The organism is Streptomyces sp. NPDC059248 (genome assembly GCF_042753905.1).
In the GTDB taxonomy this organism is placed as follows: Bacteria; Actinomycetota; Actinomycetes; order Streptomycetales; family Streptomycetaceae; genus Streptomyces.
Map to the genome: position 1 here is coordinate 17,599 of NZ_JBHYZV010000023.1, position 22,869 is coordinate 40,467.

General features: G+C 72.9%; 22 protein-coding genes. 4 read left to right on the forward strand and 18 right to left on the reverse strand.

The genetic code is table 11. From position 1 onward, the window contains the following. Positions 1-288 precede the first annotated feature (288 nt). The 4 genes from groL to ACFXG1_RS12350 all read right to left on the reverse strand — a co-directional run bounded on the left by groL (position 289) and on the right by ACFXG1_RS12350 (position 3,843). Positions 289-1,911 carry a chaperonin GroEL gene (gene groL / locus ACFXG1_RS12335; protein ID WP_384718212.1) on the reverse strand — a complete coding sequence of 541 codons (1,623 nt, stop codon included), beginning with the start codon at positions 1,909-1,911 and terminating at the stop codon, positions 289-291. A 117-nt stretch (positions 1,912-2,028) separates the two neighbouring features. Beyond that, positions 2,029-2,337, reverse strand: a complete 309-nt coding sequence (gene groES, locus ACFXG1_RS12340) for a co-chaperone GroES (RefSeq protein WP_004955293.1) — start codon at positions 2,335-2,337, stop codon at positions 2,029-2,031. Positions 2,338-2,590: 253 nt separating this feature from the next. Next, on the reverse strand, positions 2,591-2,887 hold the full coding sequence (locus tag ACFXG1_RS12345; RefSeq protein ID WP_384718210.1) for a hypothetical protein: 297 nt from the start codon (positions 2,885-2,887) through the stop codon (positions 2,591-2,593). Then, positions 2,884-3,843 carry a polysaccharide deacetylase family protein gene (locus ACFXG1_RS12350; RefSeq protein ID WP_384718208.1) on the reverse strand — a complete coding sequence of 320 codons (960 nt, stop codon included), beginning with the start codon at positions 3,841-3,843 and terminating at the stop codon, positions 2,884-2,886. The genes ACFXG1_RS12345 and ACFXG1_RS12350 overlap by 4 nt, the downstream gene beginning before the upstream one ends. 160 nt (positions 3,844-4,003) lie before the next feature. On the opposite strand from ACFXG1_RS12350, the gene ACFXG1_RS12355 reads away from it, so the two are divergent. After that, on the forward strand, positions 4,004-5,254 hold the full coding sequence (locus ACFXG1_RS12355) for an SAM-dependent methyltransferase (RefSeq protein ID WP_384718214.1): 1,251 nt from the start codon (positions 4,004-4,006) through the stop codon (positions 5,252-5,254). Positions 5,255-5,267: 13 nt separating this feature from the next. On the opposite strand, the gene ACFXG1_RS12360 is transcribed toward ACFXG1_RS12355, so the two are convergent. The 7 genes from ACFXG1_RS12360 to tsaB all read right to left on the reverse strand — a co-directional run bounded on the left by ACFXG1_RS12360 (position 5,268) and on the right by tsaB (position 10,854). Continuing rightward, complete coding sequence (locus ACFXG1_RS12360; RefSeq protein ID WP_384718206.1) at positions 5,268-5,918, reverse strand: hypothetical protein; 651 nt, start codon at positions 5,916-5,918, stop codon at positions 5,268-5,270. A 456-nt stretch (positions 5,919-6,374) separates the two neighbouring features. Continuing rightward, positions 6,375-7,637, reverse strand: coding sequence for an RNA polymerase sigma factor (locus ACFXG1_RS12365; RefSeq protein WP_384714314.1), 1,263 nt, complete (start codon positions 7,635-7,637; stop codon positions 6,375-6,377). 58 nt (positions 7,638-7,695) lie between these two features. Next, a complete protein-coding gene (locus ACFXG1_RS12370; RefSeq protein WP_384714317.1) occupies positions 7,696-8,064 on the reverse strand; it encodes a YciI family protein in 369 nt (122 codons plus the stop codon). A 122-nt stretch (positions 8,065-8,186) separates the two neighbouring features. Next, positions 8,187-8,432, reverse strand: coding sequence for a hypothetical protein (locus ACFXG1_RS12375; protein ID WP_384714340.1), 246 nt, complete (start codon positions 8,430-8,432; stop codon positions 8,187-8,189). 53 nt (positions 8,433-8,485) lie between these two features. After that, positions 8,486-9,610 carry a tRNA (adenosine(37)-N6)-threonylcarbamoyltransferase complex transferase subunit TsaD gene (gene tsaD / locus ACFXG1_RS12380; RefSeq protein WP_384714320.1) on the reverse strand — a complete coding sequence of 375 codons (1,125 nt, stop codon included), beginning with the start codon at positions 9,608-9,610 and terminating at the stop codon, positions 8,486-8,488. Between the two features lie 3 nt (positions 9,611-9,613). Continuing rightward, positions 9,614-10,105 (reverse strand): ribosomal protein S18-alanine N-acetyltransferase, encoded by a 492-nt coding sequence (gene rimI, locus ACFXG1_RS12385; protein WP_384714343.1) that lies wholly within the window; start codon positions 10,103-10,105, stop codon positions 9,614-9,616. Positions 10,106-10,164: 59 nt separating this feature from the next. Continuing rightward, positions 10,165-10,854: a tRNA (adenosine(37)-N6)-threonylcarbamoyltransferase complex dimerization subunit type 1 TsaB gene (tsaB, locus tag ACFXG1_RS12390; protein WP_384714323.1), complete on the reverse strand. Its 690-nt coding sequence runs from the start codon at positions 10,852-10,854 to the stop codon at positions 10,165-10,167. 216 nt (positions 10,855-11,070) lie between these two features. On the opposite strand from tsaB, the gene ACFXG1_RS12395 reads away from it, so the two are divergent. Further along, a complete protein-coding gene (locus ACFXG1_RS12395; RefSeq protein WP_384714326.1) occupies positions 11,071-11,616 on the forward strand; it encodes a hypothetical protein in 546 nt (181 codons plus the stop codon). A gap of 142 nt (positions 11,617-11,758) precedes the next feature. Here ACFXG1_RS12395 and ACFXG1_RS12400 read toward each other — a convergent pair whose 3' ends face one another. The 5 genes from ACFXG1_RS12400 to ACFXG1_RS12420 all read right to left on the reverse strand — a co-directional run bounded on the left by ACFXG1_RS12400 (position 11,759) and on the right by ACFXG1_RS12420 (position 17,181). After that, positions 11,759-11,959 carry a hypothetical protein gene (locus ACFXG1_RS12400; RefSeq protein ID WP_384714329.1) on the reverse strand — a complete coding sequence of 67 codons (201 nt, stop codon included), beginning with the start codon at positions 11,957-11,959 and terminating at the stop codon, positions 11,759-11,761. 171 nt (positions 11,960-12,130) lie between these two features. Beyond that, the gene (tsaE, locus tag ACFXG1_RS12405; RefSeq protein ID WP_384714332.1) at positions 12,131-12,673 is read right to left on the reverse strand and encodes a tRNA (adenosine(37)-N6)-threonylcarbamoyltransferase complex ATPase subunit type 1 TsaE; all 543 of its coding nucleotides are present in this window, start codon (positions 12,671-12,673) and stop codon (positions 12,131-12,133) included. After that, complete coding sequence (locus tag ACFXG1_RS12410) at positions 12,648-13,871, reverse strand: alpha/beta fold hydrolase (RefSeq protein WP_384714335.1); 1,224 nt, start codon at positions 13,869-13,871, stop codon at positions 12,648-12,650. Before ACFXG1_RS12410 ends, tsaE begins: the two co-directional genes overlap by 26 nt. A 76-nt stretch (positions 13,872-13,947) precedes the next feature. Then, the gene (gene alr / locus ACFXG1_RS12415; protein ID WP_384714337.1) at positions 13,948-15,141 is read right to left on the reverse strand and encodes an alanine racemase; all 1,194 of its coding nucleotides are present in this window, start codon (positions 15,139-15,141) and stop codon (positions 13,948-13,950) included. 567 nt (positions 15,142-15,708) lie between these two features. Continuing rightward, the gene (locus ACFXG1_RS12420) at positions 15,709-17,181 is read right to left on the reverse strand and encodes an NAD(P)H-hydrate dehydratase (RefSeq protein ID WP_384715153.1); all 1,473 of its coding nucleotides are present in this window, start codon (positions 17,179-17,181) and stop codon (positions 15,709-15,711) included. Positions 17,182-17,409: 228 nt separating this feature from the next. On the opposite strand from ACFXG1_RS12420, the gene ACFXG1_RS12425 reads away from it, so the two are divergent. Next, complete coding sequence (locus tag ACFXG1_RS12425; RefSeq protein WP_384715150.1) at positions 17,410-18,000, forward strand: hypothetical protein; 591 nt, start codon at positions 17,410-17,412, stop codon at positions 17,998-18,000. Between the two features lie 36 nt (positions 18,001-18,036). Beyond that, positions 18,037-20,145 (forward strand): endoglucanase, encoded by a 2,109-nt coding sequence (locus ACFXG1_RS12430; RefSeq protein ID WP_384742297.1) that lies wholly within the window; start codon positions 18,037-18,039, stop codon positions 20,143-20,145. A 338-nt stretch (positions 20,146-20,483) separates the two neighbouring features. Here ACFXG1_RS12430 and ACFXG1_RS12435 read toward each other — a convergent pair whose 3' ends face one another. Together ACFXG1_RS12435 and glmS are read right to left on the reverse strand one after the other, a co-directional pair. After that, a complete protein-coding gene (locus tag ACFXG1_RS12435) occupies positions 20,484-20,852 on the reverse strand; it encodes a holo-ACP synthase (RefSeq protein WP_384713198.1) in 369 nt (122 codons plus the stop codon). 11 nt (positions 20,853-20,863) lie between these two features. Beyond that, the gene (gene glmS / locus ACFXG1_RS12440; protein WP_384713179.1) at positions 20,864-22,711 is read right to left on the reverse strand and encodes a glutamine--fructose-6-phosphate transaminase (isomerizing); all 1,848 of its coding nucleotides are present in this window, start codon (positions 22,709-22,711) and stop codon (positions 20,864-20,866) included. Positions 22,712-22,869 lie beyond the last annotated feature (158 nt).

Sequence of the window (22,869 nt, forward strand, 5' to 3'; positions counted from 1 at the left end):
GTGTCTTGTCGGGTGAGCGTTGCTCCAGGACTCTGCGGGTTGCTTGTGTGGCGCGGGTTGGTCGGTCGACTCCGGGGTTACCTCCTCGCCATCGGCGGAACCCGGGCCCTCGGAAACGCTGACCGCTGCATCCCGCCGACGGCTGCGGGGGCAACCCCGCATCCGCCCTCCCCACGCACACGAACATGCAGCCGTCACACGTCGGTGGACGCGGAACGGGTCGAGCCCGGCGCCCCCTGAGTGGGGGCGCCGGGCTCGGCGCGGGGTGTCCTGACGTACGGGACGGTGTCAGTGGGAGTGGCCGTGGCCGTGGCCCGCGTCCGCCGGCTCCTCTTCCTTCTTCTCGACGACCAGGGTCTCGGTCGTGAGCAGCAGGGACGCGATGGAGGCGGCGTTCTCCAGGGCGGAGCGGGTGACCTTGACCGGGTCGATGACGCCGGCCTTCACCATGTCCACGTACTCGCCGGTGGCGGCGTTGTAGCCGTGGCCGGCCTCCAGCTCGCGGACCTTGGAGACGATGACGTAGCCCTCGAGGCCGGCGTTCTCGGCGATCCAGCGCAGCGGCTCGACCGCGGCGCGGCGGACCACGGAGACACCGGTGGCCTCGTCGCCCTGCTTGCCCAGGTCGCCGTCGAGCACCTTGGCGGCGTGGACCAGCGCGGAGCCACCACCGGAGACGATGCCCTCCTCGACCGCGGCGCGGGTCGCGGAGATGGCGTCCTCCAGACGGTGCTTCTTCTCCTTCAGCTCCACCTCGGTGGCGGCGCCGACACGGATCACGCACACACCTCCGGCCAGCTTCGCGAGGCGCTCCTGGAGCTTCTCGCGGTCCCAGTCGGAATCCGTGGACTCGATCTCGGCCTTGATCTGGGCGACCCGGCCGGTGACGTCCTCGGAGCTGCCGCCACCGTCGACGATGGTGGTGTCGTCCTTGGTGATGGTCACGCGGCGGGCGGAGCCCAGCACGTCCAGACCGGCCTGGTCGAGCTTGAGGCCGACCTCCTCGGCGACGACGGTGGCACCGGTGAGGGTGGCCATGTCCTGCAGCATCGCCTTGCGGCGGTCGCCGAAGCCGGGGGCCTTGACCGCGACGGCGTTGAACGTGCCGCGGATCTTGTTGACGACGAGGGTGGAGAGCGCCTCGCCCTCGACATCCTCGGCGATGATCAGCAGCGGCTTGGAGCCACCGGCCTGGATGACCTTCTCCAGCAGCGGCAGCAGGTCCTGGATGGAGGTGATCTTGCCCTGGTTGATCAGGATGTACGGGTCCTCCAGGACGGCCTCCATCCGCTCCTGGTCGCTCACCATGTACGGCGAGAGGTAGCCCTTGTCGAAGGCCATGCCCTCGGTGAAGTCCAGCTCCAGACCGAAGGTGTTGGACTCCTCGACGGTGATGACACCGTCCTTGCCGACCTTGTCCATCGCCTCGCCGATGAGCTCGCCGACCTGCGAGTCCTGGGCGGAGAGCCCGGCCACGGCGGCGATGTCGGACTTGTCCTCGATCGGACGGGCGGTGGCGAGCAGCTCGTCGGAGACGGCCTTGACCGCGGCGTCGATGCCCTTCTTCAGGGCGGCCGGGGACGCGCCGGCGGCGACGTTGCGCAGACCCTCGCGGACCAGCGCCTGGGCCAGCACGGTGGCGGTGGTGGTGCCGTCACCCGCGATGTCGTTGGTCTTGGTCGCCACCTCCTTGAGGAGCTGGGCGCCCAGGTTCTCGTACGGGTCGTCGAGCTCGACCTCGCGGGCGATCGTGACACCGTCGTTGGTGATGGTGGGAGCGCCGAACTTCTTGTCGATGACGACGTTGCGGCCACGGGGGCCGATCGTCACCTTCACGGTGTCGGCAAGCTTGTTGACGCCGCGCTCAAGGGCGCGACGGGCGTCTTCGTCGAACTTCAGGATCTTCGCCATGGGAGCGTTTCAGTCCTCTTCTGAAAAGTCTGCGAAAAAGCCGCGCCCCCAGCGCCCGTTCAGGAAAGTCAGCGGGGGCCAGGGGCGCGGATCAAGAACAAGCGGAGACGGCTCGGCTTACTTCTCGATGATCGCGAGCACGTCGCGAGCCGAGAGCACGAGGTACTCGTCACCGTTGTACTTCACCTCGGTGCCGCCGTACTTGCTGTAGAGCACGACGTCGCCGACCTTGACGTCGAGCGGCAGGCGCTCGCCGTTCTCGAAGCGGCCCGGACCAACGGCGAGGACGGCGCCCTCCTGGGGCTTCTCCTTCGCGGTGTCCGGGATGACCAGGCCGGAGGCCGTGGTCTGCTCGGCGTCGAGCGGCTGGACCACGATGCGGTCCTCGAGCGGCTTGATGGCAACCTTGGAGCTGGCGGTCGTCACGATCCGACCTCCCCCTTCGGAGATCTCACGGGGTTAACTGTCTGAGGTGGCGACCAGGTCGATCCGTCGTCGCGGGTGCCGGACCTGCCTGTCGCTGTGTTGGCACTCTCCCTCGGGGAGTGCCAGAGCCGAGACTATGACCGCGATTAGCACTCGGTCAAGCGGAGTGCCAATTCGTCCGCCCGTGGCGGAACACGGCGCGCCGGGCGCACGCCCGATGCGCCCGGCCGAACCGGCGCGCGCCGGGGTGCTTTCAGAGCCGGTCCAGCAGCCGGCCGGCGGCCTCGGCGGGCGCCGGAAAGGCCGGGAAGGCGGGAGCCGCGCCGGAAGGGGTCGGCGCGGGGGAAGCGGGGTTGCGTACCGGGGCGCGCGCTCCTTCGCGCCCGGGGGCGCCCGCGGCACCGGTCCCGGCGGCGTCGGCCCTCTCGCCCCCGCCCGGGTCCACCGCCCGGCGGCCGAGCCGTTCGATGGGGTCCACGGCCGGGGAGGCGCACCCGGCGGAGCCGAGCAGCGCCCCCGCGGCCAGGACGGCGGCCGCGATCCGCCTCACACGTAGTCCTCCAGCCGGGCGACGGCGTACCCCTTCTCGGTGATCGTCTTCATGACCTGGCGCACCATGTCGGGCATGGTGCCCTTCCAGTCGCCGGCGCCCCGGAAGTGGGTCAGGACGATGTCGCCGGGGTGCAGATCCCGGTCCCACTCCCGCCACTCCATATGGTCCGGGAACGCCTCGGCGGCCCAGAGCGGCACCGCCTTGACCCCGCAGGTCTGCGCGGCCTTCAGGGTGTCCCGGTTGTAGTTGCCGTACGGCGGCCGGAACAGCGGCGGGCGCTTCCCGTACAGCCGCTGGAGGCTGTCCTGCTGACCGCAGATCTCCTGTCGCTGGTCCTCGTAGGAGAGGCCGGGCATATAGCGGTGGTTGAGGGTGTGATTGTGCAGTTCGACGCCCGCGTCCTGCATGCGCCGGAAGTAGCCGTAGTCGTCGTTGATCACGTAGTCGCTCAGGAAGGCGCTGTACGGGATCTTCAGATCGCTCATCATCCGGAGGAAGTCGGGGTCCTTCTCGGCCCCGTCGTCGACCGTCAGAAAGACGATCTTCTCCTTCACCGGGACGGTGGTGAAGACCGGCGGCAGGGCCGCCCCGCCCTCGACCTCGAACCCCTGACGGGTGTTGATCAGGGGTTTGGTCGCGGGCGGCTGGGGCGCGGGCAGCGGGGTCTGTGCGAGCCCCCACTTCCGGGCCGCGACCGCGCGGGCCTTCTGGACCTTCTCCACCTGGTCCACGTAGTCGGCGCGCGATCCGGCGGGCCCGGCCCGCTGGGCGTCCTTCTCCGCCCGCTCAAGCTGGGACTCCTCCGCCTGGGCCCCGGAGTGGGGCGGCGCTCCGCCGTGCCCCTGCGGGCCGGGTACGGTGCAGCCCGCGCCGAGCGCGCAGGCGAGCAGCGCGACCGCGATCCGGGTTCCGCGCGGGGCCGGGGCCCGCCGCCGTGCGCCGCCGGAAGCCATCTCCTCACCTCTGCCCGCATTGTGGACCATTCCAGCCATCTTTCCGTTTTGTCGTACTAGCCGCATGGCGCTGCATCCTGGCAGCCCGCCCCCCACCGGATCCGTACGACACCGCCGTCACCTGTGGACAGTGACCCTCCTGGCCCACAACTGGCTCACAATGGGCCGGGTGAACGACGCCTCCGCCTCCCCCACCGCTTCGCCGTCCGGCCTTCCGGCGCCCCTCGCCGTTTTGCTCTCGCCCGAGGGCCGTGCCCTGCTCGACGCGGTACGCGACTACGACCCGGCCGGCGAGCTGGCGCTGGCGACCCGGCTGCGCCGCGACCATCCGGCCGAGCTGGTCTCGGCGGCGCTGGCCCAGGCCGGGCTGCGGCGGCGGGCGGTCGCCAAGTTCGGCGCGGCGGACGCGTATCGCATGTTCTTCACCCCGAACGGCGTCGAGCAGGCCACCCGCGCCCCGGTCGCCGCCCACCGGGCCGCCCGGCTCGCCGCCCTCGGGGTGCGCTCCGTGGCGGATCTGTGCAGCGGTATCGGCGGCGACGCGATCGCCCTGGCCCGGGCGGGCATCCGGGTGCTGGCCGTGGACCGCGACCCGCTGACCGCCGCCGTGGTCCGGGCCAACGCCGAGGCGCTGGACCTGGCCGACCTCGTCGAGGTGCGGTGCGCGGACGTCACGGAGATCGACACCGAGCCGTACGACGCCGTGTTCACCGACCCCGCGCGCCGGGGCGGCCGGGGCCGGGTCTTCGACCCGGAGGCGTACTCGCCCCCGCTGTCCTGGGCGCTCGACGCGGCCCGCCGCCGCCCGGTCGCCGCCCTCAAGATCGCGCCGGGTGTGCCGCACGAGCTGATCCCCGACGACTTCGCGGCCGAGTGGATCTCGTACGAGGGCGATGTGAAGGAGGCCGTGCTGTGGCGCGGCACCGGCGACCCGGCCCCGGGGACCGTCGCCGCGACCCTGCTGTCCGGCGACGGTACGGAGGCGTACACGCTGACCGGGCGCGGGCTGCCGAATCCCCCGGTGCGTCCCGTGGGCCGCTATCTGTACGAGCCGGACGGCGCGGTCATCCGGGCCCATCTGGTGGCCGAGGTCGCGGCCGGGCTCCCGGACGGCGGACTGATCGACGAGACGATCGCCTATGTCACGTCGGACGCGCTGCGCCCGCTGCCGTCCGCCACCGCGTACGAGATCACCGATGTGCTCCCGTTCAACCTGAAGCGGCTGAAGGCGCTGCTGCGCGAGCGCGCGGTCGGGACGCTGACGGTGAAGAAGCGGGGGTCTGCGGTCGAGCCCGAGGAGGTACGGCGCAAGGTGAAGCCCAGCGGGCCGAACGCGGCGACGGTCTTTCTGACCAGGGTGGACGGCGCGCCCTCGATGCTGATCGGCCGCCCCGCGCCGGCCGCGGGCTGAGCCGGGGCCGGTCTCAGCGGTGGGCGCCCCCCGCGCGGCGCGCGGCCGGGACCGGGTCGAGGACGCGGGCCAGCCAGTGCAGATGGGCGAGCGTGTTCGCGAGCCCCGCGAGCCCGGCGACGACCGGGACGAGCCCGGCGCCCAGGGTGTAGACGAGGGTCGAGTAAGGGGTGCGGTGCCCCTCGTCGACGGCGCCCGAGAGCGTCCCGCACACCACGAGCCCGGCCACGAGACAGCCGAGGGAGACCAGCAGCCAGGCCCCGTTGAGCCAGCCCCGGCCGAACCGGGCGTCACCGCGCGGATCCCGGTCGAGGGCCGTCCACGACCGCAGCAGGGTCCGTACGGCCCGGTCCTCGCGCGCGTCCGCCGCGACCACGGTCAGGGTCGGTACGAGGATCGCCGCGCCCACGATGCCGACGAACGCGGCAAAGACGAGATTGAAGCCGTCCACGGTGTCGTCGACGGAGTGGAGCCCGACGCCGACGAGCGCCCAGCCCGCTTCGAACGCCGCCACCACGATGACCAGACCGGCCAGCCGGGCCGGGCCGACCGACTTGCGAACCAGCTGTCCGAGAACGCGCCGACGCTCGTCGAGCAGGGCGCGGCGGTCCGGCCAGGGGGATATGTCGCCCGGTTCAGGTGGCGGAGAAGGCAGCGCAGACATGCGCGGAGGTTACCTCTACCCGTGGCCACGGCCAGTACCGGACGCATCCGGCGCCCACGGGTGTTCGTCGGCCCGCAGCCCGGTGGTGGGCTTGTCGCGCAGTTCCTCGCGCCCCTAAAAACATCTCCGGGCGGGGCGCCTCTCAATGATCTCGGGCTGGGGGGTGCATGTTCGTGTGCGTGGGGAGGGCGGATGCGGGGTTGCCCCCGCAGCCGTCGGCGGGGTGCAGCGGTCAGTGTTTCCGAGGGCCCGGGTTCCGCCGATGGCGAGGAGGTAACCCCGGAGTCGACCGACCAACCCGCGCCGCACAAGCAACCCGCAGAGTCCCGGAGCAACGCCCAGCCGACAAGACCACGCACAAGGGCCCGAGCCCGACAAGAGACGTGAACCACAGCATCCAGGGGCGCGAGGAACTGCGCGACCAGCCACCCACCAAACCGCACCCGGATCTCCTCGTCAGGCCCCACGGCGCGTCGCCGCCGCCCGCGCCAGAAGCAGCGCGCGTTCGCGGTCGTTGCGGGCCAGGGCCGCCGCGCGGCGGAACTCCGCGTGTGCCTCGTCCGTGCGGCCGAGGCGGGCCAGCAGGTCGCCCCGTACGCTCGGCAGCGGGTGGTACTCCCGCAGCCCGGGGTCGTCGGCGACCGCGTCGACCACCGCGAGCCCGGCCTCGGGCCCGTACGCCATGCCGACGGCGACGGCCCGGTTGACCTCCACCACCGGGGACGGCGCGACGGCGGCGAGCCGCTCGTACAGCGCGGCGATCATGGCCCAGTCGGTGTCCTCGTACCGCACGGCACGGGCGTGACACGCGGCGATCGCGGCCTGGAGGGTGTAGGGCCCCGGGGCCGTACCGGTGGCGCCCGCGCGGTCGAGGGCGGCGTATCCGCGCCGGATCAGACGCCGGTCCCAGCGGGCCCGGTTCTGGTCGGCGATGAGGACCGGCGCACCGCCGGGCCCGGTCCTGGCCGGAATCCGGGACGCCTGGATCTCCAGCAGGGCGGCGAGTCCGTGGACCTCGGCCTCGTCCGGCAGCAGCGCCGCGAGTACCCGGGCCAGCCGCAGCGCCTCCTCGCAGAGTGCCGGGCGCACCCAGTCGTCGCCCTTGGTGGCCGAGTAGCCCTCGTTGAAGATCAGGTAGACGACCTCCAGGACGGAGTCGATCCGGGCCGCGCGATCGGGCCCGTACGGCACGTCGAACGCCACGTCCGCCCCGGCGAGCGCGCGTTTCGCGCGGACGATCCGCTGGGCCACCGCCGGTTCGGACGCCAGTAGCGCGCGGGCGATCTCGTCGGTGGTCAGTCCGCCGAGCAGCCGCAGGGTGAGGGCGATCCGCGCCGGGGTCGGCAGCACGGGATGGCAGGCCACGAAGATCAGCCGCAGCAGGTCGTCGTCGATGTCGGCCTCGGTGCCGCTGCCGTCCGACGGCTCCGGCGGCGGCGGTTGCTCGGTCTCCAGCGCCCGGCCGACCTCGGCCAGCTTGTGCGCGTAGTTCTCCCGGCGGCGTACGAGATCGATCGCACGGCGCTTGGCGACCGCGACGAGCCAGGCGCCCGGCTTCTCCGGCACTCCGTCGGCGGGCCACTGTTCAAGCGCGCTGACCAGGGCGTCCTGCGCGATCTCCTCCGCCGTCCCGACGTCCCGGACGATTCGGGCCGCGGCCGCGATGACCCGCGGCTGCTCGATCCGGAACACCGCTTCCACCGCACTCGCCGCCGTCACGGCCACCCATCAGAGCAGCCGTGGACGGCGACGGCAAGCCGGACCCGGCCGGCCGGGCTCAGCCCTCGTCGGACATCTCGGTGATCTGACGGACCTCGCAGGTCACCGTCCACGCGTCGTCGTGGACCTTGAGGAAGCGGTTCGTCCACTCCACGGCCTCGGCCATGTCCTTGGCCTGGATGATGGAGTAGCCGCCGATCACCTCCGTGGTCTCCGTGAAGGGGCCGTCGGTGTACGACAGCTTCCCGCCGGAGAAGGTGACCCGGCGGCCCTCGGAGGTGGGGGCGAGGCCCGCGGTCTCCAGCATCACCCCGGCCTCGGTGATCTCCTTCAGGAGGGCGCCCATCCGCTCGCCCATCTCGGGCGAGAAGCCGCCTTCGGGGGTGTTGTTCTCGTCGACGCGAACCAGTGTCAGAAAGCGCGGCATGGGGAGCTCCTCGTTCGTGCGGGGTGTTCGTTCGTGCGGGGTGTTCTTCCCGCCTCTCACCCTTCCGTCGATCGCGCGGCGGCGTTTTCGACACCGCTCCCGAAAAGCTGCCGAAAATTCTTTCAGTCAACCCCGAGGGACTCGAAACGCCAGCGGTGTACGGGGCGGGCGACCAGCCCGGTGGGGGGTTCCGGAAGCTCGGGCAGGTCGGCCCCGAGCCCGTCGGCGGTCTCCCACCAGCTGATCACCAGGACCCGGTCGGTCCCGGCGGCGAAGGTCTCCCGCCGACGCGGTCCCGGCAGCGGCTGGGCCCTGGCCCACGCCAGCAGTTCGGCACCCCGACCCGTGACCGCCTTGGCCTCCCACATCAGGGCGACCAGCGCCCCGGTCCCCTCATCCGGCACGACGTCTCCCTCTTCCGTCACGAATACAGGTTCTTCTTGCTGACCTCGTGCACATGGTCGTGGTCGTGGCCATGGGAATGGGAATGGGAGTGCCCGGGCTCGCCCGGTACATGCGGATCCGTCACCGGCAGCGACGAGTCCGCCGACAGCTCCCAGTCGGACGCCGGACGGTTGCGCGCCACCATCTCCGCGCCGAGCGCCGCCACCATCGCGCCGTTGTCGGTGCACAGCTTCGGCCGGGGCACCCGCAGCCGGATGCCCGCCCGCTCGCACCGCTCCTGCGCCAGCGCCCGCAGCCGAGAGTTGGCCGCGACCCCGCCGCCGATCATCAGATGGTCGACGCCCTCGTCCAGGCAGGCGCGGACCGCCTTACGGGTCAGGACGTCCACGACCGCCTCCTGGAAGGACGCCGCCACATCCCGTACCGGCACCTCCTCGCCCGCCGCCCGCTTCGCCTCGATCCAGCGGGCCACGGACGTCTTGAGCCCGGAGAAGGAGAAGTCGTACGCGGGGTCGCGCGAGCCGGTCAGCCCGCGCGGGAACGCGATCGCGGCCGGGTCGCCCTCCTTCGCCAGCCGGTCGATCACCGGTCCGCCGGGGAAGCCGAGGTCCAGCACCCGGGCGATCTTGTCGAACGCCTCGCCCGCCGCGTCGTCGATGGTGGAGCCCAGGGGCCGCACATCGCTGGTGATGTCGGGCGCCAGCAGCAGCGACGAGTGGCCGCCGGAGACCAGCAGGGCCATCGTCGGCTCGGGCAGCTTGCCGTGTTCGAGCTGGTCGACGCAGATATGGGAGGCGAGGTGGTTGACCCCGTACAGCGGCTTGTTCAGCGCGTACGCGTACGCCTTGGCCGCCGCCACCCCGACCAGCAGCGCACCGGCCAGGCCGGGACCCGCGGTGACCGCGATCCCGTCGAGGTCGCGGGCGGAGACGCCCGCTTCTTTCAGGGCGCGTTCGATGGTGGGGACCATCGCCTCCAGATGGGCACGGGAGGCGATCTCGGGGACGACCCCGCCGAAGCGGGCGTGCGTGTCGACGCTGGACGCCACGGCGTCGGCGAGCAGGGTCGTCCCGCGGACGACACCGACCCCGGTCTCGTCGCAGGAGGTCTCGATTCCGAGAACGAGCGGTTCGTCAGCCATCACTCAACATTCCCTCGCAGTGCCGCGCACCTGGTGGCGCATGACGAGCGCGTCGACATTTCCCGGCTGGTAGTAGCCGGGGCGGATTCCGATGGGCTCGAAGCCGAAGCGCTCGTACAGCTTCTGGGCCCTGGTGTTGTCCACCCGCACTTCGAGCAGGATCTCCTCGCACTCGAAGGCGGTGGCGTGCCGGATCAGATCGGTCAGCAGCCGGGCGCCGAGTCCGGTGCCCCAGCGGTCGCGGGCGACGGCGATCGTGAGGACGTCCGCGAGGCCGCCCGCCGCGCCGAGTCCGGCGTAGCCGACGATCCGGCCGCCATCCCCGGCACCAGTACCGGTACCGGTACCGGGCTCCTCCGCCACCACGTAGTGGCGGTTGGCGCGGGGGCCGCGGGCGTGGGCGAGGTCGCCCCAGAACATCCCGGGCGACCAGGCGTCCTCCGGGAAGAGGTCGTTCTCCAGGGCCAGCACCTGATCGAGGTCCCACCAGCGCATCTCGCGCAGGACCGGAGCGGGTGCGGCCCGGCCGTCCCCGGCCGGATCGTGCGGGGCGGTCACTGCGGGGTGACCACCTTGTAGTTCTTCGGCACCTGCGCGTCGGGGCGGCGCAGATACAGCGGCTGCGGCGGCAGGAACACGGTCGAAGGCTCCCCGGTCGCGGCCTCCCGCGCGAGTTCGGCGGCGGCGAGCGACGCCAGGGCGGCGGCCGAGGCGTGCTCGGGTCCCGGCAGGACGGTGGTGAAGGCATCGGGGTAGAGCAGGGCGCCCGCGCCGACGGCGGGCAGGCCCGCGACCCGCTCGGCCAGTTCGGCGGGCCGGTCGACGGCCGGACCCTCGACCCGCGCGCGCGGCGAGTCGTACCGGGCCCAGTAGACCTCCTTGCGCCGGGCGTCGGTCGCCACCACGAACGGCCCCTCGATCCCGGCCTCCCGCCCGGCGGCGTACGCGATCCCGTCCAGCGTGCACAGCCCGTACACGGGCACGCCCAGCGCCGAACCGAAGGTCGCGGCGGTCACCAGACCGACCCGCAGTCCGGTGTACGGGCCGGGGCCGACCCCGGTCACCACCGCCGTGACGGCGTCGATGCCGACCCCGGCATCGGCCAGGACCCGGTCGACGGCGGGCAGCAGCAGTTCGCCGTGGCGCCTGGCGTCCACCCGGCTGGACTCGGCGACGACGTCCGTACCGTCGTGGAGGGCGGCGGTGACGGCGGGCGTGGCGGTATCTACGGCGAGCAAGAGCACGCGAACAGCCTACGGCTCCCGCGCCCCGGGCACGGCTCCCCCTCCGGCGGGGGAAGCTGCTGCTACCGTCGCCACGGATACATCCCATGCGACAGTCGTTCAGTCGTTTCGACGATCCGGAGGCGTTTCGGAGCCGTTCCGGAACGAAAGGCGACAAACACGGGCGCATACTGCCCCGTAAGTGACAGGCTCGGAGAAGACCGAAAGGTGGCGCAGGTGGCACGCAGCTCGGGACTGGTGGCCGGGCTCACGGCGGCCGCTCTGGCGGGTGTCGGTTTCCTCGCCTACAAGGCGGAGGCCAGCGTCTCCGAGATGAAGGCGAAGCCGGGCGCGAGCACGGGCCCCGGGAAGTCGGCGTCCAAGACACCGGTGAACCCGCTGGCGCTGCCCGCGGAATCGGGCTCCGGCGAGCGGGTGGTCTACGCGCTCGAAGCACGCCGCGTCTGGCTGGTCGAGGCCAAGGGGAACAAGGTCCGGCGGACCTTCCAGGTGATGCCGTCGACGGTCAACCCGACGCCCGGGAACTACGCGGTGACCTCCCGCGCGGGGAAGATCCCCGGCTCCGACGGGGTGGCGATCGAGCATGTGGTGCGGTTCGCCAAGGTCAAGGGCGTGACGATCGGCTTCAGCGCCGCGGTCAACGGCTCCATGGCGGCGCCGAACGCGAAGAAGAAGACCGGCGGCGTACGGATGACACGTGCCGACGGCGACGCGATGTGGAGCCTCGCGACGGTCGGCACGAAGGTCGTCGTCCTCCCCTGACGCCCGCGCCTGCCGCGCCTGCCCGCAGCGCCCGCAGCTACCTGCGCGCTCCTGCTCCCGCCTGCGGAAGAACCGCCCGTACGGAGGACAGGGCACGGCGCTTTGTCCCGTACCCCCCGTCGTGGAGTGGCGGCGGGCCGGTCTACGCGGCGTCGCGGCGCGCGGGCGGGTGCCCGTCGCCCGTCTCCGCCGACGCGTCCGCGCGGTCGTCACGGATCCGCGGCGGGGTGGAGACCGCGGTCGCCGCGGCGCACGAGGCCAGCAGATCCCGCATCGACGGCGGCTGGGGCGGACGGTGCCGCCGGGGCGGTCGGGGCGCCGTGTCACGCTCGGATGCCGGCATGGCTGCCTCCCAGATCACGGGGACCAGAACGGTCGACGGTCGGGTAGTTAGGTACACCTAACCAAGCGTCCGTACCATGTCACCACGGTCGGCACGCCCCGCGCAACATTTTCCCGACGGCTTGTCGGAAAATCCGCGAAAGGGCGTCCCGGTGTCCTGGGAGGCCGGCCGTCAGAGCAGCCGCAGATCCGACTCGGCCCAGCGCGCCCCGTACCCGGTCAGCGTCACCGTCCGCCGGTCGTCGTCCGTGTCGCCGACGACCCGGTGGATCACCACATGGAGCCGGCCGTCCGACAGGTCCTCGACCTTGCCGTCGCCCCACTCCACGACGATCACCGAGTCCGGCAGGGACACATCGAGATCGAGGTCCTCCATCTCGTCGAGACCGCCGCCCAGCCGGTACGCGTCCACATGGACGAGGGCCGGGCCGCCGCTCAGCGACGGATGGACCCGGGCGATGACGAAGGTGGGCGAGGTGACCGCGCCCCGGACCCCGAGCCCCTCACCGAGGCCCCGGGTCAGGGTCGTCTTGCCTGCGCCCAGCTCACCGGTGAGCATCACCAGATCGCCGGGGCGCAGCAGCTTCGCCAGCCGTCGCCCCAGCTCGCGCATCTCCTCGGCCGATTCGACGGCGAGCACGGCGGCGGGGTCGGCGACGGGGGCGGCGGCGCGGGGCGCGGGGGCGGCGTCAGCCGGGTTGTGCGGTGCTTCCATACGGGCCAACGTTAGCCGCTGCCGGTACGGCCCCGGCCCGGGCGAGCAGATCCGCGAGCCGGTCCGTGACCGCCTCGGGATGCTCCAGCATCACCAGGTGTCCGGCGTCCGGAACGATCACCAGTTCGGCGTCCGGCAGCAGATCGGCGATGGACTCGCTGTGGGCGCTGGGGGTGACCAGGTCCTTGTCCCCGGCCAGCACCAGGACCGGCAGCTCCGCGAAGACACCGAGGTCCGCGGCCTTGTCGTGCTCGTCGAACGCCGGGTAGAACTCCGCGACCACATCGATCGGGGTCGACTCGATCATGCGTTCCGCGAACCGGGTGATCGCCGGGTCGACGTCGCGCGAGGAGAACGAGTACCGCTTGATCAGTCCGGCGAAGAGGTCGGCCGTGGCGCGGCGGCCCCGCTCCACCAGTTCGGCCTGCGAGCCGAGGGCCCGCAGCACCTGCGGCAGGACCCGCCGTACGGCGGCCACACCCGCGACCGGGAGCCCGTAGTTGACCTCGCCGAGCCGTCCGCCGGAGGTGCCGACGAAGGCGACGGCCGCGACCCTCTCCCGTACGAACTCCGGATACTGCGAGCCCAGCGCCATCACCGTCATCCCGCCCATCGAGTGCCCCACGAGCACCACGGGCCCCTCGGGGGCGGCGGCGTCGATCACGGTCTTCAGGTCCCGGCCCAGCTGGTCGATGGTGACGGGCCGCCGGTCGGGGCCCTGCTGGGAGGAGCCGCGCTCGGACCTGCCGTGGCTCCGCTGATCCCAGTGGACGGTACGGACCAGTCCGCGCAGGGCGGCCCGCTGGAAGTGCCACGCGTCCTGGTTGAGGCAGTAGCCGTGGCTGAAGACGACGGTCACCGGGGCGGGGGTCTTCCGGCCGAAGAGCCTGCGGCGGCGGGGCGGGGAGGCCTGCGGATCGACGTCGTCGACCTCGTAGTAGAGGAGCGTGCCGTCGTCGGCGACGGCCTTGCCGGGGGTGCCGCGCAGCGCGCCGTAGGGGCCGGTGGCGTCGAGGGCGAGCCGGGCCTTCTTGCGGACGCCGCGGCTGACGGTGAGGCGCTCCACGGCGACGCCCACCGCCGCGCCCGCGGCGATCACGCCTATCGCGGCGCCCGCGATCCCGGCGCGGCGCCAGGGGCCCGTCCCGGCAGAGACCGCGGCTGCGGCCAGGGCTTCGCCCGTGCTGGTGTCGGTCACCGTGCGGCTCCTCGTACTCGTCCGTGTGTCTGCGTCACCGGGTCCCGGGCGTCCCCGGGCCCGGCGTCACCGGGCCTCAGGCGTGACCGGGGCCGGAGGTCACCGGGTCCCGGGAGGCGTTCACATAGTGGCGCGGCACCCGCTGCCCGATCCTGGTGACGATCTCGTACGCGATGGTGTCCGCGGCCACCGCCCAGTCCTCGGCCGTCGGCTCACCCCGGTCACCCGGGCCGAACAGCACCGCCTCCGCACCCTCCTGGACCTTGTGCCGCCCGAGGTCGACGACGAACTGGTCCATGGCGACCCGCCCCGCGACGGTGTGCCGCTCCCCGCCGACCAGGACGGGGCCGCGGCCGGAGGCGTGGCGCGGGATGCCGTCCGCGTAGCCGACGGGGATCAGACCGAGGGTCGTCTCGTCGGCGGTGACATAGGTGTGCCCGTAGCTGACGCCGTGTCCGGCGGGGACGCCCTTCACCAGGGCGACCTGGGCGGAGAGCGTCATCACGGGCCGCAGCCCCAGCTCGGCGGGGGTGCCGACCTCGGGCGACGGGGAGACGCCGTACATCGCGATACCCGTACGGACCAGGTCGAAGTAGGCCTCGGGGAGGGTGAGGGCGGCGGCGGAGTTGGCGATATGCCGCACCTCGGGGTCGATGCCCTGGCCCTCCGCGTAGGCCAGCATCTCCCGGAAGGCGTCCAGTTGGTGCCGGATCGAGGGGTGCCCGGGCTCGTCGGCGCAGGCGAAGTGCGACCAGACACCGGTGACCCGGACCGCGCCGGACGCCTCGGCGGCGCGGGCGGCGGCGACGAGTTCGGGCCAGTCGGCGGGCTGGCAGCCGTTGCGGCCGAGACCGGTGTCGGCCTTGAGCTGGATCCGGGCGGGGCGGCCGGCCTCCCGGGCGGCGGCGGTCGCCTCGGTCAGGGCCCACATACCGCTGACGGACATGTCGAGCCCGGCGTCGACGCCCTCGCGCCAGGGCCCGCCGGGCGTCCACAGCCAGCACATCAGCGGCCCGTCGAGCCCGGCGGCACGCAGCGCGAGCGCCTCCCGGGGGGTGGCGGTACCGACCCAGGTGGCGCCCGCCGCGATGGCTTCCCGGGCGCAGGGCAGGGCGCCGTGCCCGTAGGCGTCCGCCTTCACCACGGCCATCACCGCGGCGCCGTTCGCCCGGACGCGGTCGCGCAGCGTCGCGACGTTGGCGCGCAGGGCACCGAGATCGATCTCGGCGCGGGCGCGGGGGGTGTCTGTGGTAGCGGTGGTGTCGTTCATCGCCCCCAGTCTCTCAGAGCGCCCCGTCGGTGGCTGTTCCGCAGTTCTCCGGGCCGATGGGTGGTGGGTGGTGGCCGGCTCGGCGCGGGGTCTTGTGCGTGGTCTTGTCGGCTGGGCGTTACTCCAGGACTCTGCGGGTTGCCTGTGTGGCGCGGGTTGGTCGGTCGACTCCGGGGTTACCTCCTCGCCATCGGCGGAACCCGGGCCCCCGGAACCGCTGACCGCTGCACCCCGCCGACGGCTGCGGGGGCAACCCCGCATCCGCCCTCCCCACGCACACGACCATGCACCCCTCAGCCCGACATCTTTTAGAGGCGCGGCACCGGAGATGCTTTCAGGGGCCGCAGTGCCCGGAGATGCCTTTAGGGGCGCGAGGAACTGCGCGAGGAACCACGTACGGGCCGCACCCGGCACACAACCCCGCCCGAAGGGCGATGCCTCTGCGGGGGCGATCACCTGGGTATCCAGGGGCGCGAGGAACTGCGCGACAAGCCCATCACCGGGGTGTGGCCCGAAAGACATGCGAGGGCGCCGGACGCGTCCGGTCCCGGGCCGGGGCCCGCGGCCTTACGGCTCACGCGCCGTGCGGGTGTCGTGCCAGGCGTGGGGGACGGTGTCCGCGACGTCGAAGGCCGTCAGCGGGACGCCGACCCGCTCCGTCGCCGCCCGTGCGGCCAGCCCGTGGAGGTAGGCCGCGACGGAGCCCGCGTTCCTCGCGCCGAGGCCCGCCGCGAGCAGCGAGCCCGCGAGGCCGGAGAGCACGTCGCCGGAGCCGGCCGTCGCGAGCCAGGGCGTGCCCATCGTGTTGACGCGTACCGGCACCGCGGGGTCGGGGTCGGCGACCAGGGTCGTGGAGCCCTTCAGGAGCACCGTCGCCCCGTACCGCCCCGCCAGTTCGCGGACCGCGTCCAGCCGCGCGGCCTCCACCTCCTCCCGGGACGTGCCGAGCAGCGCGGCGGCCTCGCCCGCGTGCGGGGTGAGCAGGGTCGGCGCGGCCCGGTCCCGCAGCAGCCCGGGGTAGCCGGGCAGACGGCGCAGCCCGTCCGCGTCGACCAGGACGGGGACCGGCGCGGCGAGCACCTCGTCGACCGCGTCGAGTTCGTCGCCGATGCCGGGCCCGACGACCCATGCCTGGACGCGCCCCGCCTTCTCCGGCGGGCCGGCGTGGACCAGCGCCTCGGGGAAGCGGGCGATCACCTGGTCGGCGGCGTGGCCCACGTACCGTACGGCTCCCGCCCCGCCGCGCAGCGCGCCCGCGACCGCGAGGACGGCCGCGCCGGGATAGCGCGCGGAGCCCGCGGCGATACCGACGACGCCCCGCCGGTACTTGTCGCTCGCCGCGCCGGGTTCCGGCAGCAGCCTGGCCACGTCCACGTGCTGGAGCGCCTCCAGCGCCGGCAGGGACGGCAGTTCGTCGCCGATGCCGATGTCCACGAGCCGTACCGTGCCCGCGTAGCCGCGCGCCGGGTCGACGAGGAGGGCCGGTTTCTCCGTACCGAACACCACGGTCAGATCCGCCCGCAGGGCCTCGCCGCGCACCTCGCCGCTGTCGGCTTCGACACCGCTGGGCAGGTCGACGGCGACGACGACGGCGCGGGAGCCGCGGGCGGCGCGGGCCACCGGTACCGCGTCGGGCCGCAGTCCGCCGCGGCCGCCGATACCGGTGATCCCGTCGATCACCAGGTCCGCGAAGGCCAGGACCTCGTACGGATCGTCCGCGACGCGCCCGCCCGCGGCCAGGAGCGCCGCGAGCCCGCCCGGGTGGGCCCGGCCGGGCGCGAGGAGTACGGCGTGCACCCCGGCGCCGCGGCGCGCGAGCCGGGCGCCCGCGTAGAGCGCGTCGCCGCCGTTGTCGCCGCTGCCCGCGAGGACGACGACGCGGGAGCCGTAGATCCGTCCGCCGGATCCGCCGCGCAGGACTTCGGCGCAGGCCGCGGCGAGTCCGGCGGCGGCGCGCAGCATCAGGGCGCCGTCGGGCAGCCGGGCCATCAGTTCGGCCTCGGCGCGGCGGACGTTGTCCACGGTGTGGGCGGTACGCATGGTCCGAGTCTGCCCCAGGGCGCGGCGATACGCCCCCGGGCCCGGCGCCGACACTCCGGCCGGTATGTCCGGCCAACCGCGCCCTTCCCCGTGCGAGTTGCCTTCCCCGTCTCACCCCACGTCACAGGGTTGACGCAACCTCAACTCGAACTTAGGTTTGCCTTACCTAAGTGGTCGTGAGCGTCTCGCGACCTCTCATCGCCCTTCCCCCGAAAGGTGTCCCCACCCATGCCCTCAGTCGCCACCAAGGCCCCCCGCAAGGCCACCCGTACGGCCGCCCGCGCCGGTGTCGCCGTGCTCGGTGCCGCCGCCCTCACCCTGGGCCTCGCCTCCTCCGCCTCCGCGGCGACCGTGAACAGAACCGTGGTGGACGGGGCGACGTACAACCTCTCCCTCACCGCCCCGAGCACCGCCGCCGCGACCGGCCAGAACGTCACCGTCAGCGGTACCGGTTACAACCCGTCCCAGGGCGTGTACGTCGGCCTGTGCGCCGTGCCCGCGGGTGTCGACGTCTCCAACCCGGCGACGTGGAACTCCAAGCCGACGCCGTGTCTCGGGGGCCAGGACCAGGCCGGCACCACGGGCGCCTCGCACTGGGTCAACAAGGACTGGTACTGGATGGCGCCGAACAACTCGTCGCCGTACACGGTCTCCAACGGCCGTGGCTCCTTCTCCGTCCAGATCCACGTCAAGGCCCAGCTCTCGGCCTCCGTCACCTGCGGCCAGAACGGTGTGACCTGCTCGATCGTCACCCGCGCCGACCACTTCGACACCAACGACCGCAAGTACGACGTCTACGTCCCGGTGACGTTCTCCTAAATCATGCCTGCGCGCGCGAAAGGCGCCGGTCGCCTCGTGGCCGTCGCCGCGCCGTTCCTGTTCGCCGCCGCGGCCCTCACCGCGGCGGCACCGGGAACGGCCGCGGCGGCCACGCCCGGCGAGGCCAACGGGCCCACCGGCCAGAAACTCACCGTCTCCGAGACCCGGGGCATCGATCCGGCCGGACAGAAGGTCCGGGTCACCGGCACCGGCTACGACGTCACCAAGGGCATCTACCTCGCCGTCTGCAAGGTCCCGGCGTCGCCCACCGAACAGCCGAGCCCCTGCCTGGGCGGCAGCGACTTCTCCGGCAGCTCGGGATCCTCCTACTGGATCTCCAACAACCCGCCGGACTACGGCCAGGGCCTGACGAAGAAGTTCACCGTCGGCTCCGACGGCAAGGGCGGCTTCACCCTGGACCTGACCCTCAAGGCAAAGGACAGCGGCGCGGACTGCTCCCAGACCCGCTGCGCCGTCGTCACCCGGGCGGACCACACCCATATCTCCGACCGCGACCAGGACGTGCTCGTCCCGTTCACGTTCGGGTCGGGCGCCGGACAGCCGACGCCCGAGGTCCCGGCCGGCACCGTGAAGCACAAGGCCCTGCGCACCATCACCCCGGCCGTCGGCGGCGCGGGGCACGCGGCCGTGGACTCGGCGGCGAAGCGGTTGTACGTCGCCAGCGACAGCGGCGAGGAGCGGCGGCTGACGACGTACGACACCACCACGGGACAGGTCGTCGGCAAACCCGCCGAACTGCCCGGCGCGGTCTCGGCGATGGCGCTGGACGTCCCGGCGGGCGCCCTGCACCTGGCCTTCGACGAGAAACTGGCCACGTACGACACGGACAAGGGAGTCCTCAAGGACAAGGCGACGGCGGAGGCCCATGTCGGTCTGCTGGCCGTGGACCCCGTGGCGGGCCGGATCTACGCCGGCGTACCGTCGAAGAGGTCGATCACGACCTTCACCACCGGGAAGTCCGCGGCGGCCGCCTGGCAGCAGGTCGGCACCCCGGCCGTCCTCCGTCACCCGCCGGCGGGTCTCGCCGTCGACACCTCGGCGGACCGGGCGTACGCCACCTCGGTCGGACCCAACCTGTCCACCTCGCCGATGACGTTCCACAACCTGCTGAACGCCGTCGACGGCAAGACCGGCGCGCCGGCCGGTGAGCCGCTGAGCCTGGGCACGACGGCGCTCGGCAGCATGGGCCTGACGATCGAACCGAAGAGCCGTACCGGCTATGTCGCCAATCTGGCGGCGGGCACGGTCTTCACCGTCGACCTGGCGGCGAACAAGGTCACCGGCACGCTGACCGCGGGCCCCAACCCGAAGGCGCTGGGCTTCGACGACACCACCGGCACCCTGTACGCGGCCCGGACGCAGGCGCCCGAAGTCGCCGCGATCGAGGTGAAGACCGGGAAAACGGAGGTGCTGGAGGTCAGCGACCGGGCCGCCGGGATCGCCCTCGACCCGGAGGGACGCGGCCTGTTCACGGTCGCGGAGGACGGGAAGGTGACCCAGAGCCAGCGGCAGGTCTCCCCGGCGGTGGCCGGGGCGCCGAAGGCGATCACGGTCACGACGGGGAAGAACGCGGAGTTCACGGCCGCGGCGACGGGCTTCCCGGAGCCCGTGAACGGCTGGGAGGTCAGTTCGGACGGCACGGCGTGGCTGCCGGTGGCGGGCGCGTCGGGTCCGAAGCTGACGTTCAAGGCGGCGAAGGAGCACGACGGAAACCGCTACCGGGCGGTGTTCTCCAACTCCGTCGGGTCCCTGCGCTCGGCTCCGGCCGCGCTCAAGGTGACCGATCCCCCGGAGGACCCGCCGCCCGGCACGTCCGGCGGCTCGTCGTCGGGCGGTCCGACCGCGGGCGGCTCGTCGTCCGGCCTGTCCGGCGGTTCGTCGTCCGGCGGCCCCGACGCCCAGTCCACGGGCGGCGGGAACGGCGGTACGACCGGCACCTCGGGCGGCTCGGGCACTTCCGGCGGCTCCGTCGGCGGCGGCAGCGTCGGCGGCGCGGGCGCCTCGGGCGGCGGCTCCCTCGCCTCCACCGGTACGAGCGCGCTCACCCTCACCGCCGCGGCGGGAGCCCTCGCGGTCGCGGGCGCGGTGGCCACCGTCCTGGTCCACCGCCGACGCCGGACCTGACCCCCGGGAAAGCCCGGAACCCGCCGGTGCCGCCGCCCCCTCCCTCCCCGGGAACCAGGGCCGGCGGCACCGGTGTGTTTCCGCCGTGCGCCATGTGCGGCCCGGTGCGTGGTCGCTCGCGCGGTTCCGCCCCCGAGATCTCCGGCTGAACGGCTCGGCTCGGGTGAAGTTGTTCAGGGGCGGGGGAACCGCGCGACAAGCTCACCACCGGGCCGCGGCCCGAAAACAGCCGCGGTCGCCGGACGCGCCCGGCCTCGGGACCCCGGCCACGGGTGGCCGAGGGGCCTGGGGGTCCCCCACCCCGGGAAGGGGACCCGCGGAACTACGCGCGGAGGGGGCTACCCCTCCGCGATCGCCACCGCCGAGGCCACCCCGGCGTCGTGACTGAGCGAGATATGCCAGGAACGCACCCCCAGCACCGTCGCGCGCGCCGCCACCGTGCCGTAGACCTCCAGGCGGGGGCGGCCGTCGGACTCCACGCAGATCTCGGCGTCCGTCCACTGGAGACCCGGCGGCGCCCCCAGCGCCTTGGCCACGGCCTCCTTCGCGGCGAACCTGGCCGCGAGGGACGCGTAACCCCGCCGTTCACCGCTCGGCAGCAGCAGCTCGCGCTCCAGGAAGAGCCGCCGCGCCATCGCGGGCGTCCGCCGTAGCGACGCCGCGAACCGGTCGATCTCGGCGACGTCGATCCCCACCCCGATGATCATCTGATGACTCACTACTCCACGGTCACGGACTTGGCCAGATTGCGCGGCTGGTCGACCTCGTTGCCCCGGGCCGTGGCCAGCTCACAGGCGAACACCTGTAGGGGAACCGTAGCGACCAGCGGCTGGAGCAGTGTCGGGGTGGCCGGGATCCGGATGAGATGGTCCGCGTACGGGACCACCGCCTCGTCGCCCTCCTCGGCGATCACCACGGTCCGCGCCCCCCGCGCCCGGATCTCCTGGATGTTGGAGACGACCTTGCCGTGGAGGATCGACCGGCCCCGGGGCGACGGCACCACGACGACCACCGGGAGACCGGACTCCACCAGGGCGATCGGGCCGTGCTTCAGCTCGCCGGCGGCGAAGCCCTCCGCATGCATATAGGCCAGTTCCTTCAGTTTGAGCGCGCCCTCCAGCGCCACCGGGTAGCCCACGTGGCGGCCCAGGAAGAGGACGGTGTCCTGGCCCGCGAGGGAGCGGGCGAGTTCGCGTACCGGCTCCGTCGTGGTCAGGACCCGGTCGAGCGCCTCCGGGATCCGGGCCAGGTCGCGGATGACGGCCCGGACCTCGTCGCCCCAGGTCGTGTCGCGGGCCTGCCCCAGATAGAGGGCGACGAGATAGCAGGCGACGAGCTGGGTGAGGAACGCCTTGGTGGAGGCGACGGCGACCTCGGGCCCGGCATGCGTGTAGAGGACGGCGTCCGACTCGCGCGGAATGGTGGAGCCGTTCGTATTGCAGACGGCGAGGACCTTCGCGCCCTGTTCCCGGGCGTGCCGGACCGCCATCAGGGTGTCCATGGTCTCGCCGGACTGGGAGATCGCGATCACCAGCGACCGCCGGTCGAGAATCGGATCCCGGTAGCGGAACTCGCTCGCCAGTTCCACCTCGCACGGAATCCTGGTCCAGTGTTCGATCGCGTACTTGGCGATCAGACCCGCGTGGAACGCCGTACCGCAGGCGACGACCACGACCTTCTCCACCGCCCGCAGCTCGGGTACGGGGATCCGTACCTCGTCCAGCGTCAGCGACCCGTCGGTGTCGACCCGGCCGAGCAGGGTGTCGGCGACGGCCCGCGGCTGCTCGGCGATCTCCTTGAGCATGAAGGAGGCGTAGCCGCCCTTCTCGGCCGCCGACGCGTCCCAGTCGATCAGGTACGAGCGGACCTCGGCGGGGGCGCCGTCGAAGTCGGTGACCGTGATCCCGTCCCGGCGCACCTCGACGACCTGGTCCTGGCCCAGTTCGATCGCGGAGCGGGTGTGGGCGATGAAGGCGGAGACGTCGGAGGCGAGAAAGGACTCGTCCTCGCCGACCCCGACGACCAGCGGGGAGTTCCGCCGGGCGCCGACGACGGTGCCGGGCTGGTCGGCGTGGACGGCGACCAGGGTGAAGGCGCCCTCCAGGCGGCGGCAGACGAGCCGGGTCGCGTCGGCGAGATCGCCGCAGGAGGAGAAGGCCTCGGCGAGGAGATGGGCGACGACCTCGGAATCGGTCTCGGAGTCCAGCCGGTGGCCGCGCGCCGTCAGCTCGGACCGCAGGGCGGCGAAATTCTCGATGATCCCGTTGTGGACGACGGCGACCCGGCCCGCGTTGTCGAGATGCGGATGGGCGTTGGCGTCGGTGGGCCCGCCGTGGGTGGCCCAGCGGGTGTGCCCCACACCGGTGGACCCGGCGGGCAGGGGCCGGTCGACCAGCTCCTTCTCCAGATTGACCAGCTTCCCGGCCTTCTTCGCGGTGGCGATGCCCCCGTCGGCGAGCACGGCGACCCCGGCGGAGTCGTAGCCGCGGTACTCCAGCCGCTTCAACCCGGCGACGACGACGTCCAGCGCCGACTGGCCTCCGACATATCCCACGATTCCGCACATAAGTCGCACTGTACGACGTGGGAGCGCCGTCACCGGCGCACCACCCGTACCCCCGGCGGCACGCCACCCGCCCAGCCCCGGCCCCCTGCCCCCCCCCCCCGTCCCCGCGACCCCCTGTCACCACCCGGGTGACGGACCCCACGGCCCACTTCCGCCGC

Bases quoted from the DNA above. Each gene is read 5' to 3' on its own strand.
- ACFXG1_RS12350 (WP_384718208.1), bottom strand. From the start codon at position 3,843: ATGGCTTCCGGCGGCGCACGGCGGCGGGCCCCGGCCCCGCGCGGAACC.
- tsaE (WP_384714332.1), bottom strand. From the start codon at position 12,673: ATGGAAGCACCGCACAACCCGGCTGACGCCGCCCCCGCGCCCCGCGCC.
- rimI (WP_384714343.1), bottom strand. From the start codon at position 10,105: ATGCGCTGGTGGGACCTCGATCAGGTGCTGGCCCTGGAGAACGACCTC.
- ACFXG1_RS12355 (WP_384718214.1), top strand. From the start codon at position 4,004: ATGGGCCGGGTGAACGACGCCTCCGCCTCCCCCACCGCTTCGCCGTCC.
- ACFXG1_RS12435 (WP_384713198.1), bottom strand. From the start codon at position 20,852: ATGATCATCGGGGTGGGGATCGACGTCGCCGAGATCGACCGGTTCGCG.
- ACFXG1_RS12370 (WP_384714317.1), bottom strand. From the start codon at position 8,064: ATGCCGCGCTTTCTGACACTGGTTCGCGTCGACGAGAACAACACCCCC.
- ACFXG1_RS12400 (WP_384714329.1), bottom strand. From the start codon at position 11,959: ATGCCGGCATCCGAGCGTGACACGGCGCCCCGACCGCCCCGGCGGCAC.
- ACFXG1_RS12375 (WP_384714340.1), bottom strand. From the start codon at position 8,432: ATGTGGGAGGCCAAGGCGGTCACGGGTCGGGGTGCCGAACTGCTGGCG.
- ACFXG1_RS12360 (WP_384718206.1), bottom strand. From the start codon at position 5,918: ATGTCTGCGCTGCCTTCTCCGCCACCTGAACCGGGCGACATATCCCCC.
- groL (WP_384718212.1), bottom strand. From the start codon at position 1,911: ATGGCGAAGATCCTGAAGTTCGACGAAGACGCCCGTCGCGCCCTTGAG.
- alr (WP_384714337.1), bottom strand. From the start codon at position 15,141: ATGAACGACACCACCGCTACCACAGACACCCCCCGCGCCCGCGCCGAG.
- tsaD (WP_384714320.1), bottom strand. From the start codon at position 9,610: ATGGCTGACGAACCGCTCGTTCTCGGAATCGAGACCTCCTGCGACGAG.
- ACFXG1_RS12425 (WP_384715150.1), top strand. From the start codon at position 17,410: ATGCCCTCAGTCGCCACCAAGGCCCCCCGCAAGGCCACCCGTACGGCC.
- glmS (WP_384713179.1), bottom strand. From the start codon at position 22,711: ATGTGCGGAATCGTGGGATATGTCGGAGGCCAGTCGGCGCTGGACGTC.
- ACFXG1_RS12420 (WP_384715153.1), bottom strand. From the start codon at position 17,181: ATGCGTACCGCCCACACCGTGGACAACGTCCGCCGCGCCGAGGCCGAA.